At 62.5% G+C, this 21,779-nt stretch carries 15 protein-coding genes; 12 read left to right on the top strand and 3 right to left on the bottom strand.

Going from position 1 to position 21,779, the window contains the following annotated elements:
• Positions 1-21 precede the first annotated feature (21 nt).
• From L630_RS0108275 to L630_RS0108235, 9 genes are all read left to right on the top strand, one after another.
• Positions 22-1,125: an FAD-binding oxidoreductase gene (locus L630_RS0108275; protein ID WP_024847794.1), complete on the top strand. Its 1,104-nt coding sequence runs from the start codon at positions 22-24 to the stop codon at positions 1,123-1,125.
• A 151-nt stretch (positions 1,126-1,276) separates the two neighbouring features.
• The gene (locus tag L630_RS0108270) at positions 1,277-1,927 is read left to right on the top strand and encodes an ATP-dependent Clp protease proteolytic subunit (protein ID WP_024847793.1); all 651 of its coding nucleotides are present in this window, start codon (positions 1,277-1,279) and stop codon (positions 1,925-1,927) included.
• A gap of 291 nt (positions 1,928-2,218) precedes the next feature.
• Entirely contained in the window at positions 2,219-3,490 is a 1,272-nt protein-coding gene (gene clpX, locus L630_RS0108265) for an ATP-dependent Clp protease ATP-binding subunit ClpX (protein WP_024847792.1), read from the top strand.
• Between the two features lie 228 nt (positions 3,491-3,718).
• Positions 3,719-6,127 carry an endopeptidase La gene (lon, locus tag L630_RS0108260; RefSeq protein ID WP_024847791.1) on the top strand — a complete coding sequence of 803 codons (2,409 nt, stop codon included), beginning with the start codon at positions 3,719-3,721 and terminating at the stop codon, positions 6,125-6,127.
• 346 nt (positions 6,128-6,473) lie between these two features.
• Entirely contained in the window at positions 6,474-6,746 is a 273-nt protein-coding gene (gene hupB, locus L630_RS0108255) for a DNA-binding protein HupB (RefSeq protein ID WP_024847790.1), read from the top strand.
• A gap of 231 nt (positions 6,747-6,977) precedes the next feature.
• Positions 6,978-7,649, top strand: a complete 672-nt coding sequence (locus L630_RS0108250) for a PopZ family protein (protein WP_024847789.1) — start codon at positions 6,978-6,980, stop codon at positions 7,647-7,649.
• 494 nt (positions 7,650-8,143) lie between these two features.
• The gene (locus L630_RS0108245) at positions 8,144-10,915 is read left to right on the top strand and encodes a valine--tRNA ligase (RefSeq protein WP_024847788.1); all 2,772 of its coding nucleotides are present in this window, start codon (positions 8,144-8,146) and stop codon (positions 10,913-10,915) included.
• 269 nt (positions 10,916-11,184) lie between these two features.
• Positions 11,185-12,309: an outer membrane protein transport protein gene (locus tag L630_RS0108240; protein ID WP_245263689.1), complete on the top strand. Its 1,125-nt coding sequence runs from the start codon at positions 11,185-11,187 to the stop codon at positions 12,307-12,309.
• Between the two features lie 334 nt (positions 12,310-12,643).
• Positions 12,644-13,459 (top strand): tetratricopeptide repeat protein, encoded by an 816-nt coding sequence (locus L630_RS0108235; protein WP_024847786.1) that lies wholly within the window; start codon positions 12,644-12,646, stop codon positions 13,457-13,459.
• 27 nt (positions 13,460-13,486) lie between these two features.
• Here L630_RS0108235 and xth read toward each other — a convergent pair whose 3' ends face one another.
• Positions 13,487-14,275 (bottom strand): exodeoxyribonuclease III, encoded by a 789-nt coding sequence (gene xth / locus L630_RS0108230; RefSeq protein WP_024847785.1) that lies wholly within the window; start codon positions 14,273-14,275, stop codon positions 13,487-13,489.
• A 5-nt stretch (positions 14,276-14,280) separates the two neighbouring features.
• A complete protein-coding gene (gene erpA, locus L630_RS0108225) occupies positions 14,281-14,631 on the bottom strand; it encodes an iron-sulfur cluster insertion protein ErpA (RefSeq protein WP_024847784.1) in 351 nt (116 codons plus the stop codon).
• Between the two features lie 85 nt (positions 14,632-14,716).
• Here erpA and L630_RS0108220 point away from each other — a divergent pair, with 85 nt between their 5' ends.
• The 3 genes from L630_RS0108220 to L630_RS0108210 all read left to right on the top strand — a co-directional run bounded on the left by L630_RS0108220 (position 14,717) and on the right by L630_RS0108210 (position 21,263).
• The gene (locus L630_RS0108220) at positions 14,717-15,931 is read left to right on the top strand and encodes a deoxyguanosinetriphosphate triphosphohydrolase (protein ID WP_024847783.1); all 1,215 of its coding nucleotides are present in this window, start codon (positions 14,717-14,719) and stop codon (positions 15,929-15,931) included.
• 62 nt (positions 15,932-15,993) lie between these two features.
• Positions 15,994-17,751 carry an arginine--tRNA ligase gene (gene argS, locus L630_RS0108215; RefSeq protein WP_024847782.1) on the top strand — a complete coding sequence of 586 codons (1,758 nt, stop codon included), beginning with the start codon at positions 15,994-15,996 and terminating at the stop codon, positions 17,749-17,751.
• A gap of 101 nt (positions 17,752-17,852) precedes the next feature.
• Entirely contained in the window at positions 17,853-21,263 is a 3,411-nt protein-coding gene (locus tag L630_RS0108210) for an SPOR domain-containing protein (protein ID WP_024847781.1), read from the top strand.
• Between the two features lie 158 nt (positions 21,264-21,421).
• Here the strand turns inward: L630_RS0108210 and L630_RS21175 are convergent.
• On the bottom strand, positions 21,422-21,779 hold a 358-nt coding region (locus L630_RS21175), incomplete at its 5' end, for a transposase (protein ID WP_034329729.1).

Below are 21,779 nucleotides of genomic sequence, written 5' to 3'. Positions count from 1 at the left end.
GTGCATCTGCGAGGGAGGCGCATGAAGACGACTGTGGTAGGTGCCGGCATTGCCGGCCTATCGACAGCCTGGGCGCTGACCCGGCGCGGGCACGAGGTCACGTTGCTTGAGCAGGGGTCGATCCCGAACCCGCTGTCGGCTTCCGGCGACCATCACCGCATCATCCGTCGCGCCTATCCTGCCAGCACTGGTTACGGCGAGGCGATCACAGACGCCTATCTCGCCTGGGACGAACTCTGGCGCGACCTTGGCCAGAGCCACTACGATCCGCGCGGCTTCATGTGCATCTCGCGCGTACAGGGCGACGAGGCGGAAATCTATCTTGAGGGAATGAGCGCCGGCGGCTGGGATTTCCAGCTGCTGCAGCCGGATGCGGCATGCGAGCGCTGGCCATTCCTTGAGCCGGGCTCGTTCCGCTATGCCTTTCACTCTGTCGAGGGTGGGGCGCTGCATTGCCGGCGCATTGCCTCAGGCATTGCGGAGTGGCTGCGCGGTAACGGCTGCGACCTGCGCGAGCATGTCCGTGTCGAAGAGATCGAGACAGATACCGGCACGGTGCGGCTTGCGGATGGCAGCACGATCACCGCGGATCACGTTGTCGTCACCGCCGGTGCGTGGGTGACGAAGCTATTTCCTGATCTCGCCTCGACACTGTCGGTTCAGCGTACCGCTGTCGTCTATCTCGAACCGCCTGCAGACCTCAGGGAAGCCTGGTCCCGCGCGCCGGTGATCCTCGACGTCGGCGGCACGACCGACGGCTACATCATCCCGCCATCGGGCGAGGGTGGTCTGAAATTCGGCGCTGGGGCGCACCGCTTTGCCGATGACGATCCCGACCGGAACAGGGTGCCTTACGATGGTGAGGGGCGCGACATCCTCAAACTGTTTGCCCCGCCGATCGCTAAGGTGGACGAGTACACGGTCACCGACACGGTGACCTGCGCCTACACCTTCACGAAGGACGAGCGCTTCTTTGCTCAGCAGCGGCAAAAATGCACGATCGTCTCGGCCTGCTCCGGGCACGGCTACAAGTTCGGGGCGGCGGTTGGCCAGCATGTTGCTGAATCGCTTGAGCGGGACGACTTTCCGCGGCTGAAGAAGTGGCTGCGCGAGGGACGAGTCTGATCCATGCCGTTGCGGCAGTTGTCCTGCGCACATTTACCCTGCGCTGCCTATACTCTTGCGCTAACGGGATGGGGCATCCTATTTAGCGACTGAACAGAAACTTCGATTCAGGCCTTCAGGCCGAGTAATAATCTCCTGGAAGGGACATTCGATGCGGGACCCCGTCGAACACTACATGAATCTCGTGCCGATGGTGGTCGAACAGACCAATCGGGGCGAGCGCGCCTACGACATCTTCTCGCGCCTGCTCAAGGAGCGCATCATTTTCATCACGGGTCCGATCGAGGATGGTATGGCGTCGCTCGTTTGCGCGCAGCTGCTCTTCCTTGAGGCTGAGAACCCGAAGAAGGAAATCAACCTCTACATCAATTCGCCCGGCGGCGTCGTGACCTCGGGCCTGGCGATGTACGACACCATGCAGTTCATCAAGCCGCCGGTCTCGACGCTCTGCGTCGGCCAGGCGATGTCTGCCGGCTCGCTGCTCCTTTGCGCTGGTGCCAAGGGTATGCGCTATGCCACTCCGAATGCGTCCATCATGGTCCATCAGCCTTCCGGCGGATACCAGGGTCAGGCCACGGACATCCTTATTCATGCGCAGTGGACCGAAGCGCTGAAGCGCCGTCTCAATGAGATCTACGTCAAGCACACCGGACAGGATTACGAGACGATCCACTCCGCGCTGGAGCGTGACCGCTTCATGACTGCCGAACAGGCCAAGGATTTCGGCCTGATCGACCAGATCATCGAATCGCGCGACGCCGTCGAAACAGCGTCATCTGCCGCTGCTCCTTCCGCTACGTAACTGATGTAGGCATGGCGCATGAGGCAAAATTCTCGCCTCGTGCGCCATTTCCGTCACAATTTGCTGTTCCCACGGAACGGGTGACGACCTACGTTAAGCCTATGTTGAGTTTCGACCGCGTAGCTTTCCGATTTGGAACGCTGGCGTTCGCTGCAGTACCGGCCTTCTCAAGGGTGCCGGCCGACGCGGGCGGGACATAGGCATTGGCAGGGGCGCGTTCCCGCCATTATGTTAGACCTGAAAGGCCACGCTTGTTGCGGGCCCCAGTAAGGCCGAAAGGACTTGGATAACATGAGCAAGGTCAGCAACGGTGGCGGCGATTCCAAGAACACGCTGTACTGCTCGTTCTGCGGCAAGAGCCAGCACGAGGTTCGCAAGCTGATCGCTGGCCCGACGGTATTCATCTGTGATGAGTGCGTTGAGCTTTGCATGGACATCATCCGCGAGGAGAACAAGACCTCGATGGTGAAGTCCCGCGAGGGCGTTCCTACTCCGCAGGAAATCCTCGCAGTGCTTGATGACTATGTGATCGGACAGTCCTACGCGAAGCGCGTGCTGTCGGTGGCCGTCCACAATCACTACAAGCGCCTCGCGCACGCCTCGAAGAACCAGGACGTCGAGCTGGCGAAGTCGAACATCCTGCTGATCGGCCCGACCGGCTGCGGCAAGACGTTGCTGGCGCAGACGCTGGCACGAATCATCGACGTGCCGTTCACGATGGCTGATGCCACGACGCTTACCGAAGCCGGATATGTTGGCGAGGACGTCGAGAACATCATCCTGAAGCTGCTGCAGGCTGCCGACTACAATGTCGAGCGCGCCCAGCGCGGCATCGTCTACATCGACGAGATCGACAAGATTTCCCGCAAGTCGGACAATCCGTCGATCACCCGCGACGTTTCGGGCGAGGGCGTCCAGCAGGCGCTTCTGAAGATCATGGAAGGAACCGTTGCCTCGGTTCCGCCGCAGGGTGGCCGCAAGCATCCGCAGCAGGAATTCCTGCAGGTGGATACCTCGAACATCCTGTTCATCTGCGGCGGCGCGTTCGCTGGTCTCGACCGCATCATTTCGGATCGCGGCCGCAAGACCTCGATCGGCTTCGGCGCGACTGTCGAGGCTCCGGAAGACCGCCGCACGGGCGAGCTGTTCCGCCAGGTTGAGCCTGAGGATCTGCTGAAGTTCGGCCTCATCCCTGAGTTCGTCGGCCGTCTGCCGGTTCTGGCGACGCTCGAGGACCTTGACGAGGCTGCGCTGATCCAGATCCTGACCGAGCCGAAGAACGCATTGGTCAAGCAGTACCAGCGCCTGTTCGAGATGGAGAACGTGGAACTGACGTTCCACGAGAGCGCGCTGTCGGCGATCGCCAAGAAGGCGATTGAGCGCAAGACCGGTGCTCGCGGCCTGCGTTCGATCATGGAGGCGATCCTCCTCGACACCATGTTCGAGCTGCCCGCGCTGGAAGGCGTCCAGGAAGTCGTCATCTCCGACGAGGTGGTGTCTGGCAACGCCCGTCCACTGTACATCTACGCGGAAAAGGAAAAGGGCAGCGCCGCAAGCGCCTGATGCGCTTGCTGATTGCCGAATTCTTTGGAGCGGCGCCGACAGGCGCCGCTTTCGTTTGGGTGGCCCTTGATCTTGGGGTAATGCCACTCCAACTAAGCAGTCGAGATGACCGCCCAGTTCTACCGTGCTGTGAACCTCGGTCCCCGGAGGTAGGCGGAAGGGCGCGCGGTCGCTAATATCGAGAATCGCGGCTGGCCATTGGGCGGTCGCGATATGAAAGGTTGGACTATGACCACATCACCGAGGTCTGCTGGCGAAGGCACCTACGCGGTCCTGCCGCTGCGCGACATCGTCGTCTTCCCGCACATGATCGTGCCGCTGTTTGTCGGCCGCGAGAAGTCGATCCGCGCACTGGAGGAAGTGATGGGTGCCGACAAGCAGATTTTGCTTGCCACCCAGATGAATGCTGCGGATGACGACCCTGCTGGTGACGCGATCTACGACGTCGGCACGCTCGCGAATGTCCTGCAGCTGCTGAAGCTGCCCGACGGCACCGTCAAGGTGCTGGTGGAGGGCACTGCTCGCGCAAAGATCAACCGGTTCCTCGACCGTGAGGAGTTTCACGAGGCCGAGGCCGCCGTGCTCGTCGAGCCGGTGGAGGACGAAGTCGAGATCGAAGCGCTTGCGCGCTCCGTCGTGGCCGACTTCGAAAACTATGTGAAGCTCAACAAGAAGATTTCACCGGAGGTCGTGGGCGCGGCCAGCCAGATCGACGACTATTCGAAGCTGGCGGACACCGTTGCATCGCACCTCGCGATCAAGATCACCGAGAAGCAGGAAATCCTCGCCACCCTTTCGGTCAAGGACCGTCTGGAGAAGGCGATGGGCTTCATGGAAGCCGAGATCTCCGTGCTGCAGGTGGAAAAGCGCATCCGCTCGCGCGTCAAGCGCCAGATGGAGAAGACCCAGCGCGAGTACTACCTCAACGAGCAGATGAAGGCGATCCAGAAGGAACTCGGCGAGGGCGAAGACGGCCGTGACGAGGCTTCCGAGATCGAGGAGCGCATCAAGAAGACCAAGCTGTCCAAGGAGGCACGCGAGAAGGCTGAGGCCGAGCTGAAGAAGCTGCGGACGATGTCGCCGATGTCTGCCGAGGCCACCGTGGTCCGCAATTACCTCGACTGGCTGCTGTCGCTTCCGTGGCAGAAGTTCTCGAAGGTCAAGAAGGACCTGGCATACGCTGAAGAGGTGCTCGACGCTGATCACTTCGGTCTCGACAAGGTCAAGGAGCGTATCGTCGAGTATCTGGCGGTCCAGAGCCGTCAGAAGAAGCTCAAGGGTCCGATCCTCTGCCTCGTCGGACCTCCCGGTGTCGGCAAGACCTCGCTTGCGAAGTCGATCGCCAAAGCCACCGGACGTGAATATGTCCGTATGGCGCTGGGCGGCGTCCGTGACGAGGCCGAGATCCGCGGTCACCGTCGCACCTACATCGGCTCGATGCCCGGCAAGGTCATCCAGTCGATGAAGAAGGCGAAGAAGTCGAACCCGCTGTTCCTGCTGGACGAGATCGACAAGCTCGGCCAGGACTACCGCGGTGATCCGTCTTCGGCGCTGCTGGAGGTGCTGGATCCGGAGCAGAACTCGACCTTCATGGATCACTACCTCGAGGTCGAATACGACCTGTCGGGCGTGATGTTCGTGACGACGGCCAATACGCTGAACATCCCCGGTCCGCTCATGGACCGCATGGAGATCATCCGTATTGCCGGCTACACGGAGGACGAGAAGGTTGAGATCGCCAAGCGGCACCTGCTGCCCAAGGCGGTTCGCGACCACGCGCTCCAGCCGAGGGAGTTCTCGATTACAGACGAGGCGCTGCGCCTGGCCATTCAGCAGTACACGCGTGAGGCCGGTGTCCGTAACCTCGAGCGCGAACTGATGAAGCTCGCGCGAAAGGCCGTGACGGAGATCCTGCGGACGAAGAAGAAGTCCGTGAAGATCACCAAGGACAACCTTGCCGACTATCTCGGCGTGCCGCGCTATCGCCACGGCATGGCCGAGGGCGAGGATCAGGTCGGTGTGGTCACCGGTCTGGCTTGGACTGAGGTCGGCGGCGAGCTGCTGACGATCGAAGGCGTCATGATGCCCGGCAAGGGCAAGATGACGGTGACCGGCAACCTGCGCGACGTGATGAAGGAGTCGATCTCGGCTGCTGCGTCTTACGTCCGCTCGCGTGCCATCGACTTCGGCATCGAGCCGCCGCTGTTCGACAAGCGGGACATCCACGTCCACGTGCCGGAAGGCGCAACGCCGAAGGATGGTCCGTCTGCCGGTACCGCGATGGCGACGGCGATCGTGTCGGTGCTCACCGGCATCCCGGTCCGCAAGGACGTTGCCATGACGGGTGAGATCACCCTGCGTGGCCGCGTGCTGCCGATCGGTGGCCTGAAGGAGAAGCTGCTTGCAGCGCTTCGCGGCGGCATCAAGAAGGTGCTGATCCCGGAAGAGAACGCGAAGGACCTCGCGGATATTCCGGAGAACGTGAAGAGCGGCCTCGAAATCGTACCGGTCAGCAGGGTAGGTGAGGTGCTCCGTCATGCGCTCACGCGTATGCCGGAACCGATCGAGTGGGTGGAGCCGGTAGAGCCGGTTGCAGCGAAGACAGAGGACGCTTCGGCGACCACTTTGGCCCACTGACGCCACGTAAACAGGCTTCATGACGAAAAAGCCGGGTTTTTGACCCGGCTTCAGACTGCTGACAAAGTTCCGCGAGCCTTCAAATCAGGCTTGTTAATTCCGACCCGTTCTCACTTTGAATCTGAGACGTTCCGTGAATCTCGGGCTCCGGAAAGGTGCGTCGAGGGTTTGTCAACAAACTGAAGCCGGGTTTTTGACCCGGCTTTTTTGCTGAAACCCGCAGAAACCCGGGAAAAACCGCGGAATTCCGCGCTTTCCCGCTTGGTGTATTCCTGTTGATTTCCTAAAGTTTGCTCCTCGCCGGATGAGTCAGTCACCGGTCTTTTCACAGGGAAGGGAATTCTCCATGAACAAGAATGAACTCGTTTCCGCGGTAGCGGACGCCGCCAAGCTCTCCAAGGCTGACGCCCAGGCTGCTGTCGATGCGGTTTTTTCGGTCATCGCTAATGAACTGAAGAACGGCGGCGACGTTCGCCTTGTTGGTTTCGGAAACTTCTCGGTCTCCAAGCGCGAAGCGACGACCGGCCGTAACCCGCAGACCGGCGCTGAAGTGAAGATCCCGGCTCGCAACGTGCCGAAGTTCTCGGCAGGCAAGGGCCTGAAGGACGCGGTGAACTAATCAACTTCCGTGACAGGCGGGGGAAGTGCTGAAAAAGCCGGACCATTCGTCCGGCTTTTTCATTTAGGACTTCTTGAAATGCTGGAGGCGACGCCCAGCAAACTTGTGTGAAACTGAAGCACCTTCAAGGGGGCGATTCACACTTCAGTAACGCTCCGCTAGCCTAAGCGATGATTCGGCAGTCCGGTGAGCGTCCGGACGATGCCGATAGCATAAGCGGCGGACGTGACGATGGCACAGACTGGCAGCGCGCAGCGCGAACCTTCAATGGAAGAGATCCTGGCGTCGATCCGCAGGATCATCGAGGACAGTGACAGCGTCAGGCAGCCACTCGAAGAGCCCGCGGAATTGCGCGTGGTCTCGCCTGCAGTGGAAGAGCAGGCTCCCGCCACGGACGAGGTCCAGGCATTCCGGGCGGAGCTCGATGAGGCCGTTGAGGCTGTTGCCGAGCAAATGGCGGAGCAGGTTGCTGAGCCGGCTGCTCCAGCGGCGGAGGCACCCGTAGAACCGCAGGTGCGCGAGGTGCCGCAAGTTCAGCTCTCTGCGGAGGAGCTGACCGACGTCGACGTGCAGAAGGCCGTGGAGGCCGTTTCGGCGCCGCAGGCGGCTGCACCGCAGGCACAGCCTGTTGTGGCTGCAGCTCCGAATTCGGCACCAGGTGGCGAGACGACGATTTCCGGCGCGCGTCCGGCTCTTCTTTCCGAGACGACGCAGCGCCAGGTCTCGGCGGCATTCGGCGAGCTTTCCGAGGCATTCGCGGCAAGCCGCCGCCGCTCGTTCGACGAGATGGCGGAAGAGATGCTGCGCCCGATGCTGCAGGAGTGGCTCGACAATAACCTGCCGACGTTGGTTGAGCGCCTCGTGCGCGAGGAGATCGAGCGCGTGGCACGCGGCGGACAGTAAGTCCTCCACGGCGCTTCGCAGCGGTAAACCTCTTCCTTCCCGTCCTCCTTCAGGGTCATGACGTTGTCGCGAAGAATGGCGGTGAACTTCGTGTCGTGGAAGGGCGTCTGGTCGCGCCGCTTCGTTGACTCATTGTAGATGAAGCCGACATTGTCGGTGGTGACGCACGCGTACGCGGCGTCCTCCGCCTGTGCGACGATCGTGCTTGCTGTCAGGGCCGCGCACGCCATGACGGCAACGATATGGTTCTTCAAGATTGCTTTCCTGCGAACGGGGTGGTGGTGGGTTCACGCCGCTGATAAACCTCCGCGCGAATTTCACAACCCGCGCGGGCACGTGAGCGCCGCTGTTCAACAGCCTTGGCGGCGCCGCGGAAGAGGCTGGCGAAATCACCCGAAAAGCATAGGTATAGGTGCACCAATGCCGCCCGGTTGACTCGGATGCTCCCATCCGGTTTACACCGCTGAAATTCCGCAAACAGGCTGGAGCTCTTCATGCTCGACAAGACATACGACGCCAAGGCCGTCGAACCGATCATCGCGAAGTCGTGGGAGGAAGCGAACGCTTTCGCAGCCGGCGCCGGCTCCCAGCCAGGAGCGGAGTCCTTCGCGATCGTAATTCCGCCGCCGAACGTCACTGGCTCGCTGCACATGGGCCATGCGCTCAACAACACGCTGCAGGACATCATGGTCCGCTTCGAGCGCATGCGCGGCAAAAACGTGCTTTGGCAGCCGGGCATGGACCATGCCGGCATCGCAACCCAGATGGTTGTGGAGCGCAAGCTGGCGGCCGAAGGCATCCGCCGCCGCGACCTCACGCGCGAGCAGTTCATCGACAAGGTCTGGGAGTGGAAGGGCGAATCCGGCGGCATGATCTTCAACCAGCTCAAGCGGCTGGGTGCGTCGTGCGACTGGTCGCGCGAGCGCTTCACCATGGATGAGGGCCTTTCGGAGGCCGTCCTCGAGGTGTTCGTCACGCTCTATCGCGAGGGCCTGATCTACAAGGACAAGCGCCTCGTCAACTGGGATCCGAAGCTGCTGACGGCGATCTCCGACCTTGAGGTTGAGCAGATCGAGCTGGACGGCAACCTCTGGCACTTCCGCTATCCGGTCGAGGGCGTGGAGTTTAATCCGGAAGACCCGTCGACCTACATCACCGTCGCGACCACGCGTCCGGAGACGATGCTGGGCGATACGGGTGTTGCCGTTCACCCCGAGGACGAGCGCTACACGGGGCTGGTCGGCAAGAATGTCATCCTGCCGCTGGTCGGACGCCGCATCCAGGTCGTCGCGGACGAATATTCGGATCCGGAGAAGGGTACGGGCGCGGTGAAGATTACGCCGGCGCATGACTTCAATGACTTCGAAGTCGGCAAGCGCCACCACCTGCGCATGATCAACATCCTGAACACGGATGCCACGGTCAACATCATCGACAATGAGGACTTCCTTGAGGGCGTCGAGGCCACTGACGAGCGCACGGCCGTCTGGCAGCGTCTGCACGGCCTCGATCGCTTCGAGGCCCGGCGTCTGATCGTCGAGCTGATGGAAGAGGGCGGATACCTCGCCAAGATCGAGCCTCACCGCCACATGGTCCCGCATGGCGACCGCGGCGGCGTGCCGATCGAGCCGTTCCTGACCGACCAGTGGTATGTCGACGCCAAGACGCTGGCCCAGCCGGCGATCGAGGCCGTTCGTTCGGGCCGCACCAAGTTCGTTCCGAAGAACTGGGAAAAGACTTATTTCGAGTGGATGGAGAACATCCAGCCGTGGTGCATCTCGCGCCAGCTGTGGTGGGGCCACCAGATCCCGGCCTGGTATGGTCCGGATGGCCACGTCTTCGTCGCCAAGAGCGAAAAGGAAGCCCTCGACGAGGCGGTTGAATATTACCTCGCGGTCGACACGCCGTGGCGCGAATGGGTCAAGGACAAGCTGGAGAACTTCAAGCCGGACGAGATCCTCACCCGGGACGAGGACGTGCTCGACACCTGGTTCTCGTCGGCGCTGTGGCCGTTCTCGACGCTTGGCTGGCCGCAGAAGACCAAGGAGCTCGATACCTACTACCAGACCGACGTGCTGGTGACCGGCTTCGACATCATCTTCTTCTGGGTCGCCCGCATGATGATGATGGGCCTCCACTTCATGAAGGAGGAGCCGTTCCACACTGTCTACGTCCACGCGCTCGTTCGCGACAAGAACGGCGCCAAGATGTCGAAGTCCAAGGGCAACGTCATCGACCCGCTCGAGCTCATCGACGAATACGGTGCGGACGCGCTGCGCTTCACGCTGGCGATCATGGCCGCGCAGGGCCGCGACGTGAAGCTCGACCCGGCCCGCGTTGCCGGCTACCGCAACTTCGGCACCAAGCTCTGGAACGCGACGCGCTTTGCCGAGATGAACGAGGTCAAGCGTGACCCGAACTTCGTTCCGGAAGACGCAAAGCTGACGCTGAACCGCTGGGCGCTGACCGAGCTGTCGCACACGACGGCGGCGATCACCGACGCGATCACGTCGTACCGCTTCAATGACGCGGCCTCGGCGGCCTATCGCTTCGTCTGGAACCTCGTCTGCGACTGGTACGTCGAGTTGCTCAAGCCCGTCTTCAGCGGCGAGGACGAGGCTGCCAAGGCGGAAAGCCGTGCATGCATGGCCTACGTGCTCGAGGAGATCTACAAGCTGCTCCACCCGATGATGCCGTTCATGACGGAGGAGCTTTGGCGCCAGACTGCAGAGCGCGACACGCTGCTCTGCCACGCCGCGTGGCCGACGCCGGACTTCGAGGACGAGGAAGCTGCAGCTGAGATTAACTGGCTGATCGAACTCGTCACCGGCATTCGTTCGGTTCGCTCCGAGATGAACGTTCCGCCTGCTGCCACCGCGCCGCTGGTGCTCGTTGGCGCGAATGCGCTGACGCGCGAGCGTGCGGGCCGTCATGCCCCGGCGATCCGTCGCCTTGCACGCGTTACGGAAGTGGGCTTCGCGGATGCGGCTCCGAAGGGGGCTGCGCAGATCGTCATTGGCGAGGCGACCGGTTGCCTGCCGCTGGGCGACCTGATCGATTTGAAGGCCGAGGAGGCACGTCTCGCCAAGGAGCTTGGCAAGAACGCCGACGAAATCGCCCGCATCGAAAAGAAGCTCGCCAACCCGAATTTCGTCGCCAAGGCAGCGCCCGAGGTGGTCGAAACCGAGCGCGAAAAGCTCGCCGAACTGCAGGAAGCGCGGGCTCGTCTCGACGCTGCGCTGATTCGCGTGCGCAACGCCGGCTGATTTGTCCAAGACGTAAACGGTACGTTACTCGATGAATCCCTGCTGCAGAGATGTGGCAGGGATTTCTTGTTCTTAAGCAGCCCGTTAGCTTCACGAAGTATTAACCTTAACAAAATACTATTGCTGCGGATCGAACAACTCAGCGCCGCATGAGTTTGCCAAAGACAAGTCTTGCCGTCGGGTAGCGTTAGCGGCAGGGCGGGGGCCCCCGAAGCACCATGGAGGATTAAATGCGCGTGTGGGGAATAAGTGCTGCGGCGGGAGTGTTCGTGCTCTCAGTAGCTGCAGCGCAGGCGGGTGGGTTTGCGCGTGGCACTGCAGATACAGATATACTGTATGAACCAGGCACTATAGCTGCGCGTGCGGGTGCAACCGCAGTCATCGTCAATCGTAAATTTACTGAAAATTCCAACCCGGCACTGGTCGGCAAGAACCCGTTCGACAACTACATTGTTCCGTCGGCCGCGGTGAAGTACCAGATCGTACCGAATTTCGCCTGCGCTGGCACCTATACGCATGGCTTCGGCGCGGCGGGTGACTGGACAGATGGCGGTGGCACCGTCACCGGCAAGCTGACCGAGGAATTCATCGTTCATGAAGCGGGCCTGACCTGCGGTGCCAACATCGAAGTTGGTCGCGGCAAGCTCTGGCTCCTGGGTGGCGCATTCGTCGACTACTTCGACTATGAGCGCGAGGGCTTCGTGCCGACCTTGGGTCGCGCACCGACGCTGCTGCAGCTTGACGGCACCGACGTTGGCTACCGCCTCGGCGTCGCCTATGAGATCCCTGAGATCGCGCTGCGTACGCAGCTGATGTATCGCTCGGGCACCTCGTTCGGCGCGAGCGGCAAGCTGACCGCTCCGATGGCTGCGCTCATTCCGGGTGCTCCGAGCGTCGCCCCCGTCACGGTTGACGCGACCGGCGTCGGTAGTCTGCCGCAGTCCGTCGAGTTCAAGATGCAGACGGGCATTGCGCCGGGCTGGCTGGCGATGGGCTCGATCAAGTGGACCGACTGGAGCCGTCTCGACACGCTCGACGTGTTTGGTCCTACTGGCTCACTGGTCACCCGCAACGAATACTACTGGCGCGATGGCTGGACCGTATCTGCGGGCCTTGGCCACAAGTTCACGGAAAACCTTTCCGGGACGATCAACTTCCAGTGGGATAAGGGCGTGTCCACCGGCTACGACCTGATGGGCGATACCTACACTGTCGGTCTTGGTGTCTCCTACAAGGACAGCATCGGCGGTGAGCTGCGCGGCGGTGTTGGTTTGAGCTACCTGAGTTCGGTGCGGGAAACCGCGTATCCATCGCCCTACAACCCGTCGGGGAATGCGGCGGTCGGTTCCGGCTGGGCCGTCAGCTTCGGCGGCAGCTACAAGCTGACCTGGTAGCGCTTCGAGATCAGTCAAACGCCCGTGCCTGTCACGGGCGTTTTTCGTTCTGTGGCGGTTGTGCAACAGTGCTGGATCGACCGCTCTGGACCGCAAGGTGCCCCCTTCGAAATGCCAATTTCCCGCCATAAACCGGGCGCACCTCAGGTCTCTATTATCAAGGTGCCGTAAGAGCATCGAAACGGACAGGGCGTCGCGTCACCCGCGACAAGGATGATGATGGAAGTGCGGAACGGTAACAAATTCCTCGTTCGGGTCGGACGCATGCCGACCAGCAAGGAATCCACGCCCAACTCCGCGATCCGGGTGGCCAGGACGTGGGAAACAGGGCGTCATGCGTGTAGCTGAGTTCGTCAGGATCGGGATTCTTTCAGTCGCTAGCTTTGGGGCGTGCGGACTCACGGTTTCCAGCGCCTTTGCCCTCGATCAGTCGGTCATCGGCACCCCGGAAGAAGCAGAAAAGCGAAATCCCTGGGCAGTTTTCCGTCTCGGCTTCAGTGCCTACAAGAGCGGGCACAAGGAACAGGCCATCGAGGCCTATCGCTACGCGGCGGAAAACGGCCAGCTCGGCGCCCGCTGGAAGCTTGCCCGCATGTACGCCGAGGGTGACGGCGTCACCCGCAACGACTACGAAGCGTACAAGTTCTTCCAGGAGATCGCGGCGCAGGATGTGGAGCCCGGCTCGCCCGACGGCAGCTATGTCGCCGACGCGCTGGTGGCGCTTGGCCGCTACACCCAGTGGGGCATTCCCGGCACTCCGGTCCAGCCTAATCCCGCTGCCGCGCAGGACTATTTCATGCGCGCCGCCGCGACCTACCGCAACCCCGAGGCCCAGTTCGAGGTCGGCAACATGCTGCTGAACGGGGAAGGGGGCATGAAGGCCAACATCCAGCAGGCGGGTCGCTGGTTCCAGCTCGCTGCCCAGAAGGGCCACGCGGGCGCGCAGGCGACCCTTGGCAACCTTCTTTTCCAGAGCGGCAAGGTGGTCCGTGGCCTCGCCATGATGACTGCTGCGCTTGAGCGTGCCCGTCCGGGCGACAAGCAGTGGATCCGGGGCATGCAGGAAGAGGCGTTCGCGCTGGCTGACGAAGCTGACCGCAGGACGGCTATCGCCCTTGCTCAGGACATGCTCGTCCAGGGCGAGAACTGACCCTCTGCTCCCGATCTCTTCTGAGTCTTAATTGAGCGCGAGTTCGGCGACTGCCGGAACGTGGTCTGACGGCTTTTCCCAGGCGCGGACGTATTTCTCGACGCTGGTCGAGGTCAGATAGTTCGCGGCTTCCGGCGACATCAGCAGGTGGTCGATGCGGATGCCGTTGTTCTTTTGCCAGGCGCCGGCCTGGTAATCCCAGAAGGTATAAACGCCGGCTTCATCTGTGGTGGTGCGGATCGCATCGGTGAAGCCGAGGTGCCAAATGCGACGCAGCGCCTGCCGGCTCTCAGGCTGGAACAGGGCGTCGTTGAACCACTGTTCGATGTACTTCGCGTCCTGCGGTTCGGGGATCACGTTGTAGTCGCCAGCAAGGATCAGCGGCTCTTCCAGCGCGAGCCGGTCCTTCGCCCAACGCTCGAGCCGGTCCATCCAGCGCAGCTTGTAGCCGAACTTGCGATCCTCTGAGATCGGGTTGCCGTTGGGCAGGTACAACGAGACGACGCGCAGCGCGCCCTGCGATGTCGAGAACACACCCTCGATGAAGCGCGCCTGTTCGTCTTCATCGTCACCAGGGAGGCCGCGGTTCACCTCGTCGAAGCGCAGCTTCGACAGAATCGCTACGCCGTTGAAGCCTTTCTGGCCGTGAGTCTCGACGTGGTAGCCGAGCGACTCGATCTCGAGTCGCGGAAAACCCTCATCGACGGTTTTGATTTCCTGCAGGCAGACGATGTCCGGCTGGCTGTCCTTGAGCCAGGTCAGCAGGTTGTCGATGCGTGCCTTGACGCCGTTGATGTTCCAGGTCGCGATTTTCATGGAGCTCAGATCGAGAAGGAGGTGCCGCAGCCGCAGGATGCCACGGCATTCGGGTTCTTGATCTGGAACGATTGGCCCATCAGGTCGTCGACGAAATCAATCACCGAACCGCCCATGTAGACGAGCGACAGGTCATCGATCAGCACCATCGCACCGTCCTTTTCAAAGACGACGTCATCGTCATTGCGCGTATCGGTCAGATCCATCTTGTAGGAGAAGCCGGAGCAGCCACCGCCTTCAACCGCGATGCGCAGGCCGATCTTGCCGGGCTCGCCAGCCACAATCTTCTTGATTCGATTGGCAGCCGAGTCGGTCAGCTCGACGCTCTTCATGCCTGTCTTTGCATCGACGCCCATAGCCGTCACCTTGCGTTCGCATTTGCACAATAGGTATGAACAGCCATCAGGCAAGTCAACAAGCGGTGGGTCTCAAGTGACCGGATTGTCAGGAACGCTCGAAGGGATCGGCTTCGGATATCGCCCCCGAGCCCCATATGCATGCCACCCGGCGAAGTCTCGCGGACGCCTATATCCCGAGCCGGAAAGCCCGACCCGCACGCCCTTCCAGCGCGACCGCGACCGGATCATCCACTCCACCGCCTTCAGGCGGCTGAAGCACAAGACCCAGGTCTTCATCGCCCACGAGGGCGACCACTACCGCACGCGCCTGACACATTCGATAGAGGTTGCTCAGATTGCCCGCGCACTCGCGAGGGCGCTGTGCGTTGACGAAGACCTCGCCGAGGCCATCGCTCTCGTCCATGATTTCGGCCATACGCCGTTCGGCCATACCGGCGAGGACGCGCTGGACGAGATGATGAAGCCGTGGGGCGGGTTCGACCATAACGCCCAGTCTCTGCGCATCGTCACCCGCATCGAGCGCCGCTATGCCGAGTTCGACGGGCTCAATCTCTCCTGGGAAACGCTGGAGGGGTTGGTCAAGCACAATGGCCCGCTGACTGACAACACGGGAAAGCCGCTAAAGGGCGAGCTACCCCTGACGATTGCCACTTTCAACGAGCTGTTCGACCTTGAGCTTTCCAAGCACGCTTCGATCGAGGCGCAGGCGGCGGCTCTCGCCGATGACATCGCCTACGATGCGCATGACATAGATGACGGCCTGCGTTCCGGGCTTCTGACGCTGTCGATGCTCGAGGATACGCCGCTGCCGTCGAAGATTCTTGCGGAGGTGCGCGAAAAATATCCCGCGCTCGATGCGGTGCGCACCGGCCACGAACTGATGCGTCGGCAGATCACCCGCATGGTCGAGGATGCGATCGGCACCGCGAAGGCCAATCTGGACGAGTTGAAGCCGCAGAGTTCGGCCGATATCCACGATGCCGGCAGACAGATCGTCGCCTTCTCGGAGGAAATGACGGCGGCGGAGAAGGAGCTGAAGCGCTTCATGTACTCGAGGCTCTACCGCCATCCCGACGTGATGGAAAAGCGCCGTGGCGCCGACAAGATCGTCCGCGACCTGTTCGGTCACTACTTTGCCAATCCGCGTGACATGCCGGAGGGCTGGCGCGAGGGGCTCAACCAGGCCGAAGATCGCATCAAAGCGCGCGATGTGGGCGACTTCATCGCCGGTATGACCGACACCTACGCGATCCGCGAGCACAAGCGCCTGTTTGACCACACTCCCGAATTGGGATAGGCGGAGCGCAAAATTCACGGGGCCGCACGGCCCATTCCCGCATCGAAGCTGGGTAGCTGACCATGAATATCTTCACGCAGTTCGCGTCGCGCATCAACAATGCGATTGAACAGCTCGGGCTGACGCCGAAAGACGGCGGCACGCTCGACCTTTCGCGAATTGCCGTCGAGCCCCCGCGCGATCCGAGCCACGGCGATTTGGCCACGAACGCCGCCATGGTGCTGGCCAAGAGCGTCGGCGAAAAACCGCGCGCGCTGGCCGAAAAGCTGTCAAAGGTGCTCGCCGAGGATGCCGATGTGGCCGCAGCGGAAGTTGCCGGTCCGGGCTTCGTCAACCTGCGCCTTGCCGACGGCTTCTGGCAGGAGCGTCTCAGCGAAATCCTTGATGCGGGCACCGATTACGGTCGCTCGACGGTGGGCGGCAACCGCAAGGTCAATGTCGAATACGTATCGGCCAACCCGACCGGCCCCATGCATGTCGGCCACTGCCGTGGCGCGGTCGTCGGCGACGCGCTCGCCAACATCATGGCGTTCGCCGGCTTCGACGTGACCAAGGAATACTACATCAATGATGCCGGCACGCAGATCGACGTGCTGGCCCGCTCGGTGATGCTCCGCTACCGCGAGGCGCTGGGCGAGCAGATCAGCGAGATCCCGTCGGGCCTCTATCCGGGCGACTATCTCGTGCCGGTCGGTAAGGCGCTGGCCGACGAGTTCGGCGAGAAGTTGCTGTGGATGGCCGAGGACGAAGCGATCGCGATTGTCAAGGAACGCACCATTGCGGCCATGATGCAGATGATCCGCGAGGACCTCGAGGCGCTGAACGTGCGCCACGACGTCTTTTTCTCAGAGCGCACGCTGCATGAGGGCAATGGCAGCGCGATCCGCACAGCGATCGCCGACCTCACCCTCAAGGGGCACGTCTACAAGGGCAAGCTGCCGCCTCCGAAGGGCGAGAAGAGCGAGGACTGGGAAGACCGCGAGCAGACCCTGTTCCGCTCGACGGTAGTCGGCGATGACCAGGACCGCCCGCTGGTGAAGTCCGATGGCTCGTTCACCTACTTTGCGGCTGACGTCGCCTACATGAAGGACAAGATCAGCCGCGGCTTCGAGGAGCTGGTGTTCATCCTCGGCGCCGACCACGGCGGCTACGTCAAGCGCATGGAGGCGCTTGGCAAGGCGCTGTCCGGCGGCTCCGTCGACGTGACGATCCTGCTCTGCAACCTCGTGAAGCTGTTCCGCAACGGCGAGCCGGTCCGCATGTCGAAGCGGGCAGGGGAGTTCGTCACGCTGCGCGACGTGGTCGACGAAGTAGGCCGCGATCCGATCCGCTTCATGATGCTCTATCGCAAGAACACCGAGCCGCTTGATTTCGACTTCGCGAAGGTCACCGAGCAGTCGAAGGACAATCCGGTGTTCTACGTGCAGTACGCCTCAGCGCGCTGTCACTCTGTCTTTCGGCAGGCGAAGGAACAGCTCGGCGAGGGCTGGACCGACCGCAAGAAGATGCAGGAAACCGCGCATCTGCTGGTCGATGAAGGCGAAATCGCCATCATCCGGAAGCTGGCAGAATATCCGCGCCTGATCGAGTCTGCTGCGCAGTCGATGGAGCCGCATCGCCTGGCCTTCTACCTCTATGATCTTGCGCAGGTGTTCCATTCGCACTGGAATCGCGGCACCGACAACCCGTCGTTACGGATTATTAAGGTTAACGAACCAGAATTGACGCACGCCAGGCTGGGACTGGTGCAGGCCGTTTCGGATGTTCTGACATCTGGCCTTGCGTTGATCGGCGCAGATGCGCCTACGGAAATGCGCTAGGGTTCTCAAAACGTTCTGCCACCGTTTGCCCACAATGCCTTGGTAACGCAACCTAACGTGACGTCGCCGGCGTCCGATCGAGTCCGAGTGCGGGAAAAAGCATGGCAGACACCAATCAGAACACGCGCGGCCAGTTGCCGGACAATGATCCGTTCGCAGAACTCACGCGCATAATGGGTCTCGACCCGCGCCCGGCCGCTTCGGCGGCCGCCCCCGCCGCGCCTGCGGAAGACGATTTCGGTATCGACCTTGAAAAGGAACTGATGGGCGAACTCGCGTCTGACGAGTTTGCCCAGCCGGAAGCTGCGCCGTCGGTCCAGTGGTCAGACGATTCGGCATCCGTCGCTGCAGCACCTGCTGAACCGACATTTGAGCCGGCTCCTGAGCCTGTCGTCGCCCACCAGCCCGAGCCTGCCCCGCAGCCGCAGGCGTCGAACTGGGACGAGAGCCTGGACGAAGTTCTCGCGCGCGAGCTGCTCGCCACCACCGAATTTGACGAGGAAGAAGAGGCCGAGGCTCCGCAGGCTGTCGCTCAGCCACAGCCTGCGCCGCAACCGGTCGTCACGCGCGCGGAACCCGCGCCGGCGGCTACCTCCGACGAGGAGGAGGATGAGGTCGAGGTTGTTGACCCGGCCCAGGTGATCGCGACTGCCGCGGAACTCTATCTCAACAACGACGAACTCTGGCCGCTCGAAAAGCTCGAGCCCTTCATGACCGAGGTTCCTGCCGAGGCAGAAGACGAGCAGCAGCCGGAAGAATCGACGGCTGACAGCGTTGAAGTGGCTCCGGTCGTCCAGCAGGTCGCTCCGGTTGTGGCGCCGGTAACCGCCGAGGTTGAAGCACCTGTCGAGGAGTTTGCGCCTACTGCCGAGGAAGAAGTGCAGGCTGCGGACATCGATGATCTCGACTTTGATTTTGGGCCTCTGGACGATTTCGAACAGGACGAGCCGCTCGCGGCCGTTGCCGAGGAAGAGCCTGTCGCCGCCTACGACGAGGTCCCTGAGGTAACCTTCGAGGCTGATGCTTTCGACGAAGACGTTGCTCCGGCCGTTGCTGCCGAGGCGACCGAGGACACGTTCGACTTCGAGCCGTTCGAGCTCGACCTGAACGACGAGGCGCTTGCCGAGCCGGAAGAGACGGTTGAGGCCGTCGAGGCAGAAGCTGCTCCGGTTGAGATCGCCGATAATGCGGCCGATGACTTCCACTTCGAGCCGTTCGAGCTTGAGCTCACCGACGCGCCGGCCGAGCCGGTAGCACTTGAGCCTGAGACTGTTCACGCAGAGGAGCCTGCGGCTCAGGCTGCCGAGGACGATTTCTCGTTCGAGCCGTTCGAGTTCGATCTGAACGATGAACCGGCAGACGAAGCCCCTGTGGTTGAGACTGTCGCCGTTGATCCCGCACCGATCTTCCCGACTTCGACGACGCACCTGCACATCGCGCCGGCCGAGCCATCTTTCGAGGACGAGCTGACCGCGCTGCTGAATGCCGAGGAAAAGCCTGCCGCTGTCGCCGCACCGGCCCCGCAGCCGGCCGCCAACTCCTGGCAGCCTTCGGTCAACACATTCGGTCGAGCCAGCCTTTCCGAGCCGGAAATCGCGTTCGATGAGGAGCCCGCTCCTGCATCCGTCTCTCGTGAGCCGGAACCGGAGCACGATGATCTCGACAACATCTTTGGTGACTTCTCGCTCGATATTGACGAGCCGGTAGCGGCCGAGCCCCAGCAGGCGCCGGAACCGGTTGTGGTGGAAGCGCCGCGCCGCGTGATGCCGCCGGTTGAGGAGCCGGATTTCGACGCCATCTTTGACGAGGACTTCGACATTCACGTCGAGAACGAGGCACCGAAGGCCCAGCCGGCACCGTCCTACTTCCCGCAAGCGGCCGTTGCTGCCGGTGCAGCCGCTGCGGTTGGTGCTGCAGCCGCCAGCAGCTGGACATCGCGTGCAACGCCGTCCTTCGGCGAAGCTGAGCCCAAGGCCGAGCCAACGACCTCCTATGGCCAGTCGACCTCTTACGGTTCGACCTCTGCTGCCACCTCGTCCTGGGGCACGCCGGCCGCTGCCGCAAAGGAGGAAGCCCCGGAGATCGAGACCATCGAAGTGGTCGAGGCCGCTCCGCGCCTCGAAGACGACCTCGACATTCCGGAAGTCCCGTACGAGGAACCCACGCCTCCGGCCGATCCGTTCGACTCGTTTGAGGCAGAGCTCGCGCATGGCTTCGATGACATGCAGGATCCCCACGCGTCGACTGCGCCGGCTGCTGCCGCGCCGTCCAGGGCCGACGCGAGCAAGCCGGATCTTGCCGAGGAGGAGGCCCGCTGGCTCTCCGCCCCGCCGATGTCCGACGACAGCTTCGACTATGAATCGGAAGTCGATCAGGAACTCGCTGCTGCTCCGTATGAGCCCAAGCGCGTCGAAGCGGCACCCCGCCGCCGCGGCACGATGCTCGCCGCCGCTGTTGCTGGCATCGCCATCGTCGCTGCCGTTGGCTTCGTCGGCGCATCGTTCTTCGGCGAGGGTTCTGACGGCCCGGCGCTGGTGAAGGCGGATGACGAGCCGCTGAAGGTTCGCCCCGAAAACCCGGGCGGTACTACAGTGCCGAACCAGAACAGCAAGGTTTATGAAAGCGTTGCGAGCAAGGGCACAGAAACTGCTCCAGGTCAGGAACGCCTGATCTCGACCGCCGAGGAGCCGGTTGATGTGCTGCAGCAGACCGATAGCGACTCCGCTCTTGCGCCGGGTATCGACGATCAGGGCAACGCCGACGACATGGTCGGCATGGAAGTCGGCAGCTCCGAGGATGACGGCAGCGATGAGCTCGCCGCCGTGATGGGCCAGCCGAAGTCCGAGGATCGTATAGATCCGGCAGCCCAGCCGGCCGAAAACGCACCGGCGGAAGAAGTCGCAGCCGTCACGCCGCGCAAGGTGCGCACCATGGTCGTCCGACCGGACGGCACGCTGGTGCCGCGCGAGGATCCGGCTCCGGTCGCCGAAGCCGCTCCGGCACAGCAGAATGCCGCGACGTCGGTTCTGGAAGCTCCGGCTGTCGGCACACCTTCGGTTGACGGCGCCGCCGCACTTTCGGCCGAGGCAGAAGATGACGGCATCGTCGTCGAGACGCCGCAGACGGTCGCCGTCGTTCCGACGCCTCGCGTGGAGCCCGGTCAGGCCCCGCAGCGTCAGGCAGCGGCACCGCAGCCGCAGCAGAAGGCGGCCCCGGCACCGACCCCGGCTTCGGCGTCGACCGCTGCCGCGCCGGCAGGCCAGGCTGCAGGCGGCTGGTCGATGCAGATCGCCTCTCAGCCGACCGCCGAGGGCGCGCAGGCCGCCTATCAGGATCTTGCCCGCCGCTATGGCAGCGTGCTCCAGGGCAGGGGCGTCGACATCGTCCGCGCCGACATCGAGGGCCGCGGCACCTACTACCGGGTGCGCATCCCGGCATCGAGCCGCGACGAGGCCATCCAGCTCTGCACCCGCTACAAGGCGGCAGGCGGCAGCTGCTTCGTGTCGCGCTGATCCCGAGAAAAGACCGATCAAGGCCACCTTCGGGTGGCCTTCAGACTGCTGACAAACCGGCCGATTTTTTGGCGGGTTTTTTGTTTGGGCGGGATGACAGAGCGCGGGGGCGCTGCCGATGCCTGACGAAGTGAAGATAATGAAGGGGCGAGAGGGCTTTATGCCGCCGCCAGGCGGGGCTGGCGGGTCATCGCCAGCGCGATCTTCTTCATGTTCTGGCTGGCCGCGGCCAGCAGGCATTGCCAGGTCACCTTCATCAGCCCCCGCAAGCGCGCATAACGGTGCCCGTGCAGCTGTTTGGCGTCGGCAAACGAGCGCTCCACCGTCTCCTTGCGTCGCTTGTAGATCGCCTTNCCCCACGCCGTCTTGCGGTAACTGTCCGTCCGTTCGCGGGCGTCCGCCCACACATGCCGGGTGATGGTGCGAACCGCCCTGGCGTTCGACGTGCAGGAGGCCAGCAGCGGACAGGTCCTGCACTGTGCCGGGTCGGACCGGTAGTGCCGGTAGCCGTTGCGG

This window comes from Aminobacter sp. J41 (assembly GCF_000526635.1).
Taxonomy (GTDB): Bacteria; Pseudomonadota; Alphaproteobacteria; order Rhizobiales; family Rhizobiaceae; genus Aerobium.
This window is presented reverse-complemented; position numbering and strand designations above follow the sequence as displayed.

Bases quoted from the DNA above. Each gene is read 5' to 3' on its own strand.
- erpA (WP_024847784.1), bottom strand. From the start codon at position 14,631: ATGGGCGTCGATGCAAAGACAGGCATGAAGAGCGTCGAGCTGACCGAC.
- argS (WP_024847782.1), top strand. From the start codon at position 15,994: ATGAATATCTTCACGCAGTTCGCGTCGCGCATCAACAATGCGATTGAA.
- L630_RS0108270 (WP_024847793.1), top strand. From the start codon at position 1,277: ATGCGGGACCCCGTCGAACACTACATGAATCTCGTGCCGATGGTGGTC.
- lon (WP_024847791.1), top strand. From the start codon at position 3,719: ATGACCACATCACCGAGGTCTGCTGGCGAAGGCACCTACGCGGTCCTG.
- hupB (WP_024847790.1), top strand. From the start codon at position 6,474: ATGAACAAGAATGAACTCGTTTCCGCGGTAGCGGACGCCGCCAAGCTC.
- L630_RS0108275 (WP_024847794.1), top strand. From the start codon at position 22: ATGAAGACGACTGTGGTAGGTGCCGGCATTGCCGGCCTATCGACAGCC.
- clpX (WP_024847792.1), top strand. From the start codon at position 2,219: ATGAGCAAGGTCAGCAACGGTGGCGGCGATTCCAAGAACACGCTGTAC.
- L630_RS0108245 (WP_024847788.1), top strand. From the start codon at position 8,144: ATGCTCGACAAGACATACGACGCCAAGGCCGTCGAACCGATCATCGCG.
- L630_RS0108210 (WP_024847781.1), top strand. From the start codon at position 17,853: ATGGCAGACACCAATCAGAACACGCGCGGCCAGTTGCCGGACAATGAT.
- L630_RS0108250 (WP_024847789.1), top strand. From the start codon at position 6,978: ATGGCACAGACTGGCAGCGCGCAGCGCGAACCTTCAATGGAAGAGATC.
- L630_RS0108235 (WP_024847786.1), top strand. From the start codon at position 12,644: ATGCGTGTAGCTGAGTTCGTCAGGATCGGGATTCTTTCAGTCGCTAGC.
- xth (WP_024847785.1), bottom strand. From the start codon at position 14,275: ATGAAAATCGCGACCTGGAACATCAACGGCGTCAAGGCACGCATCGAC.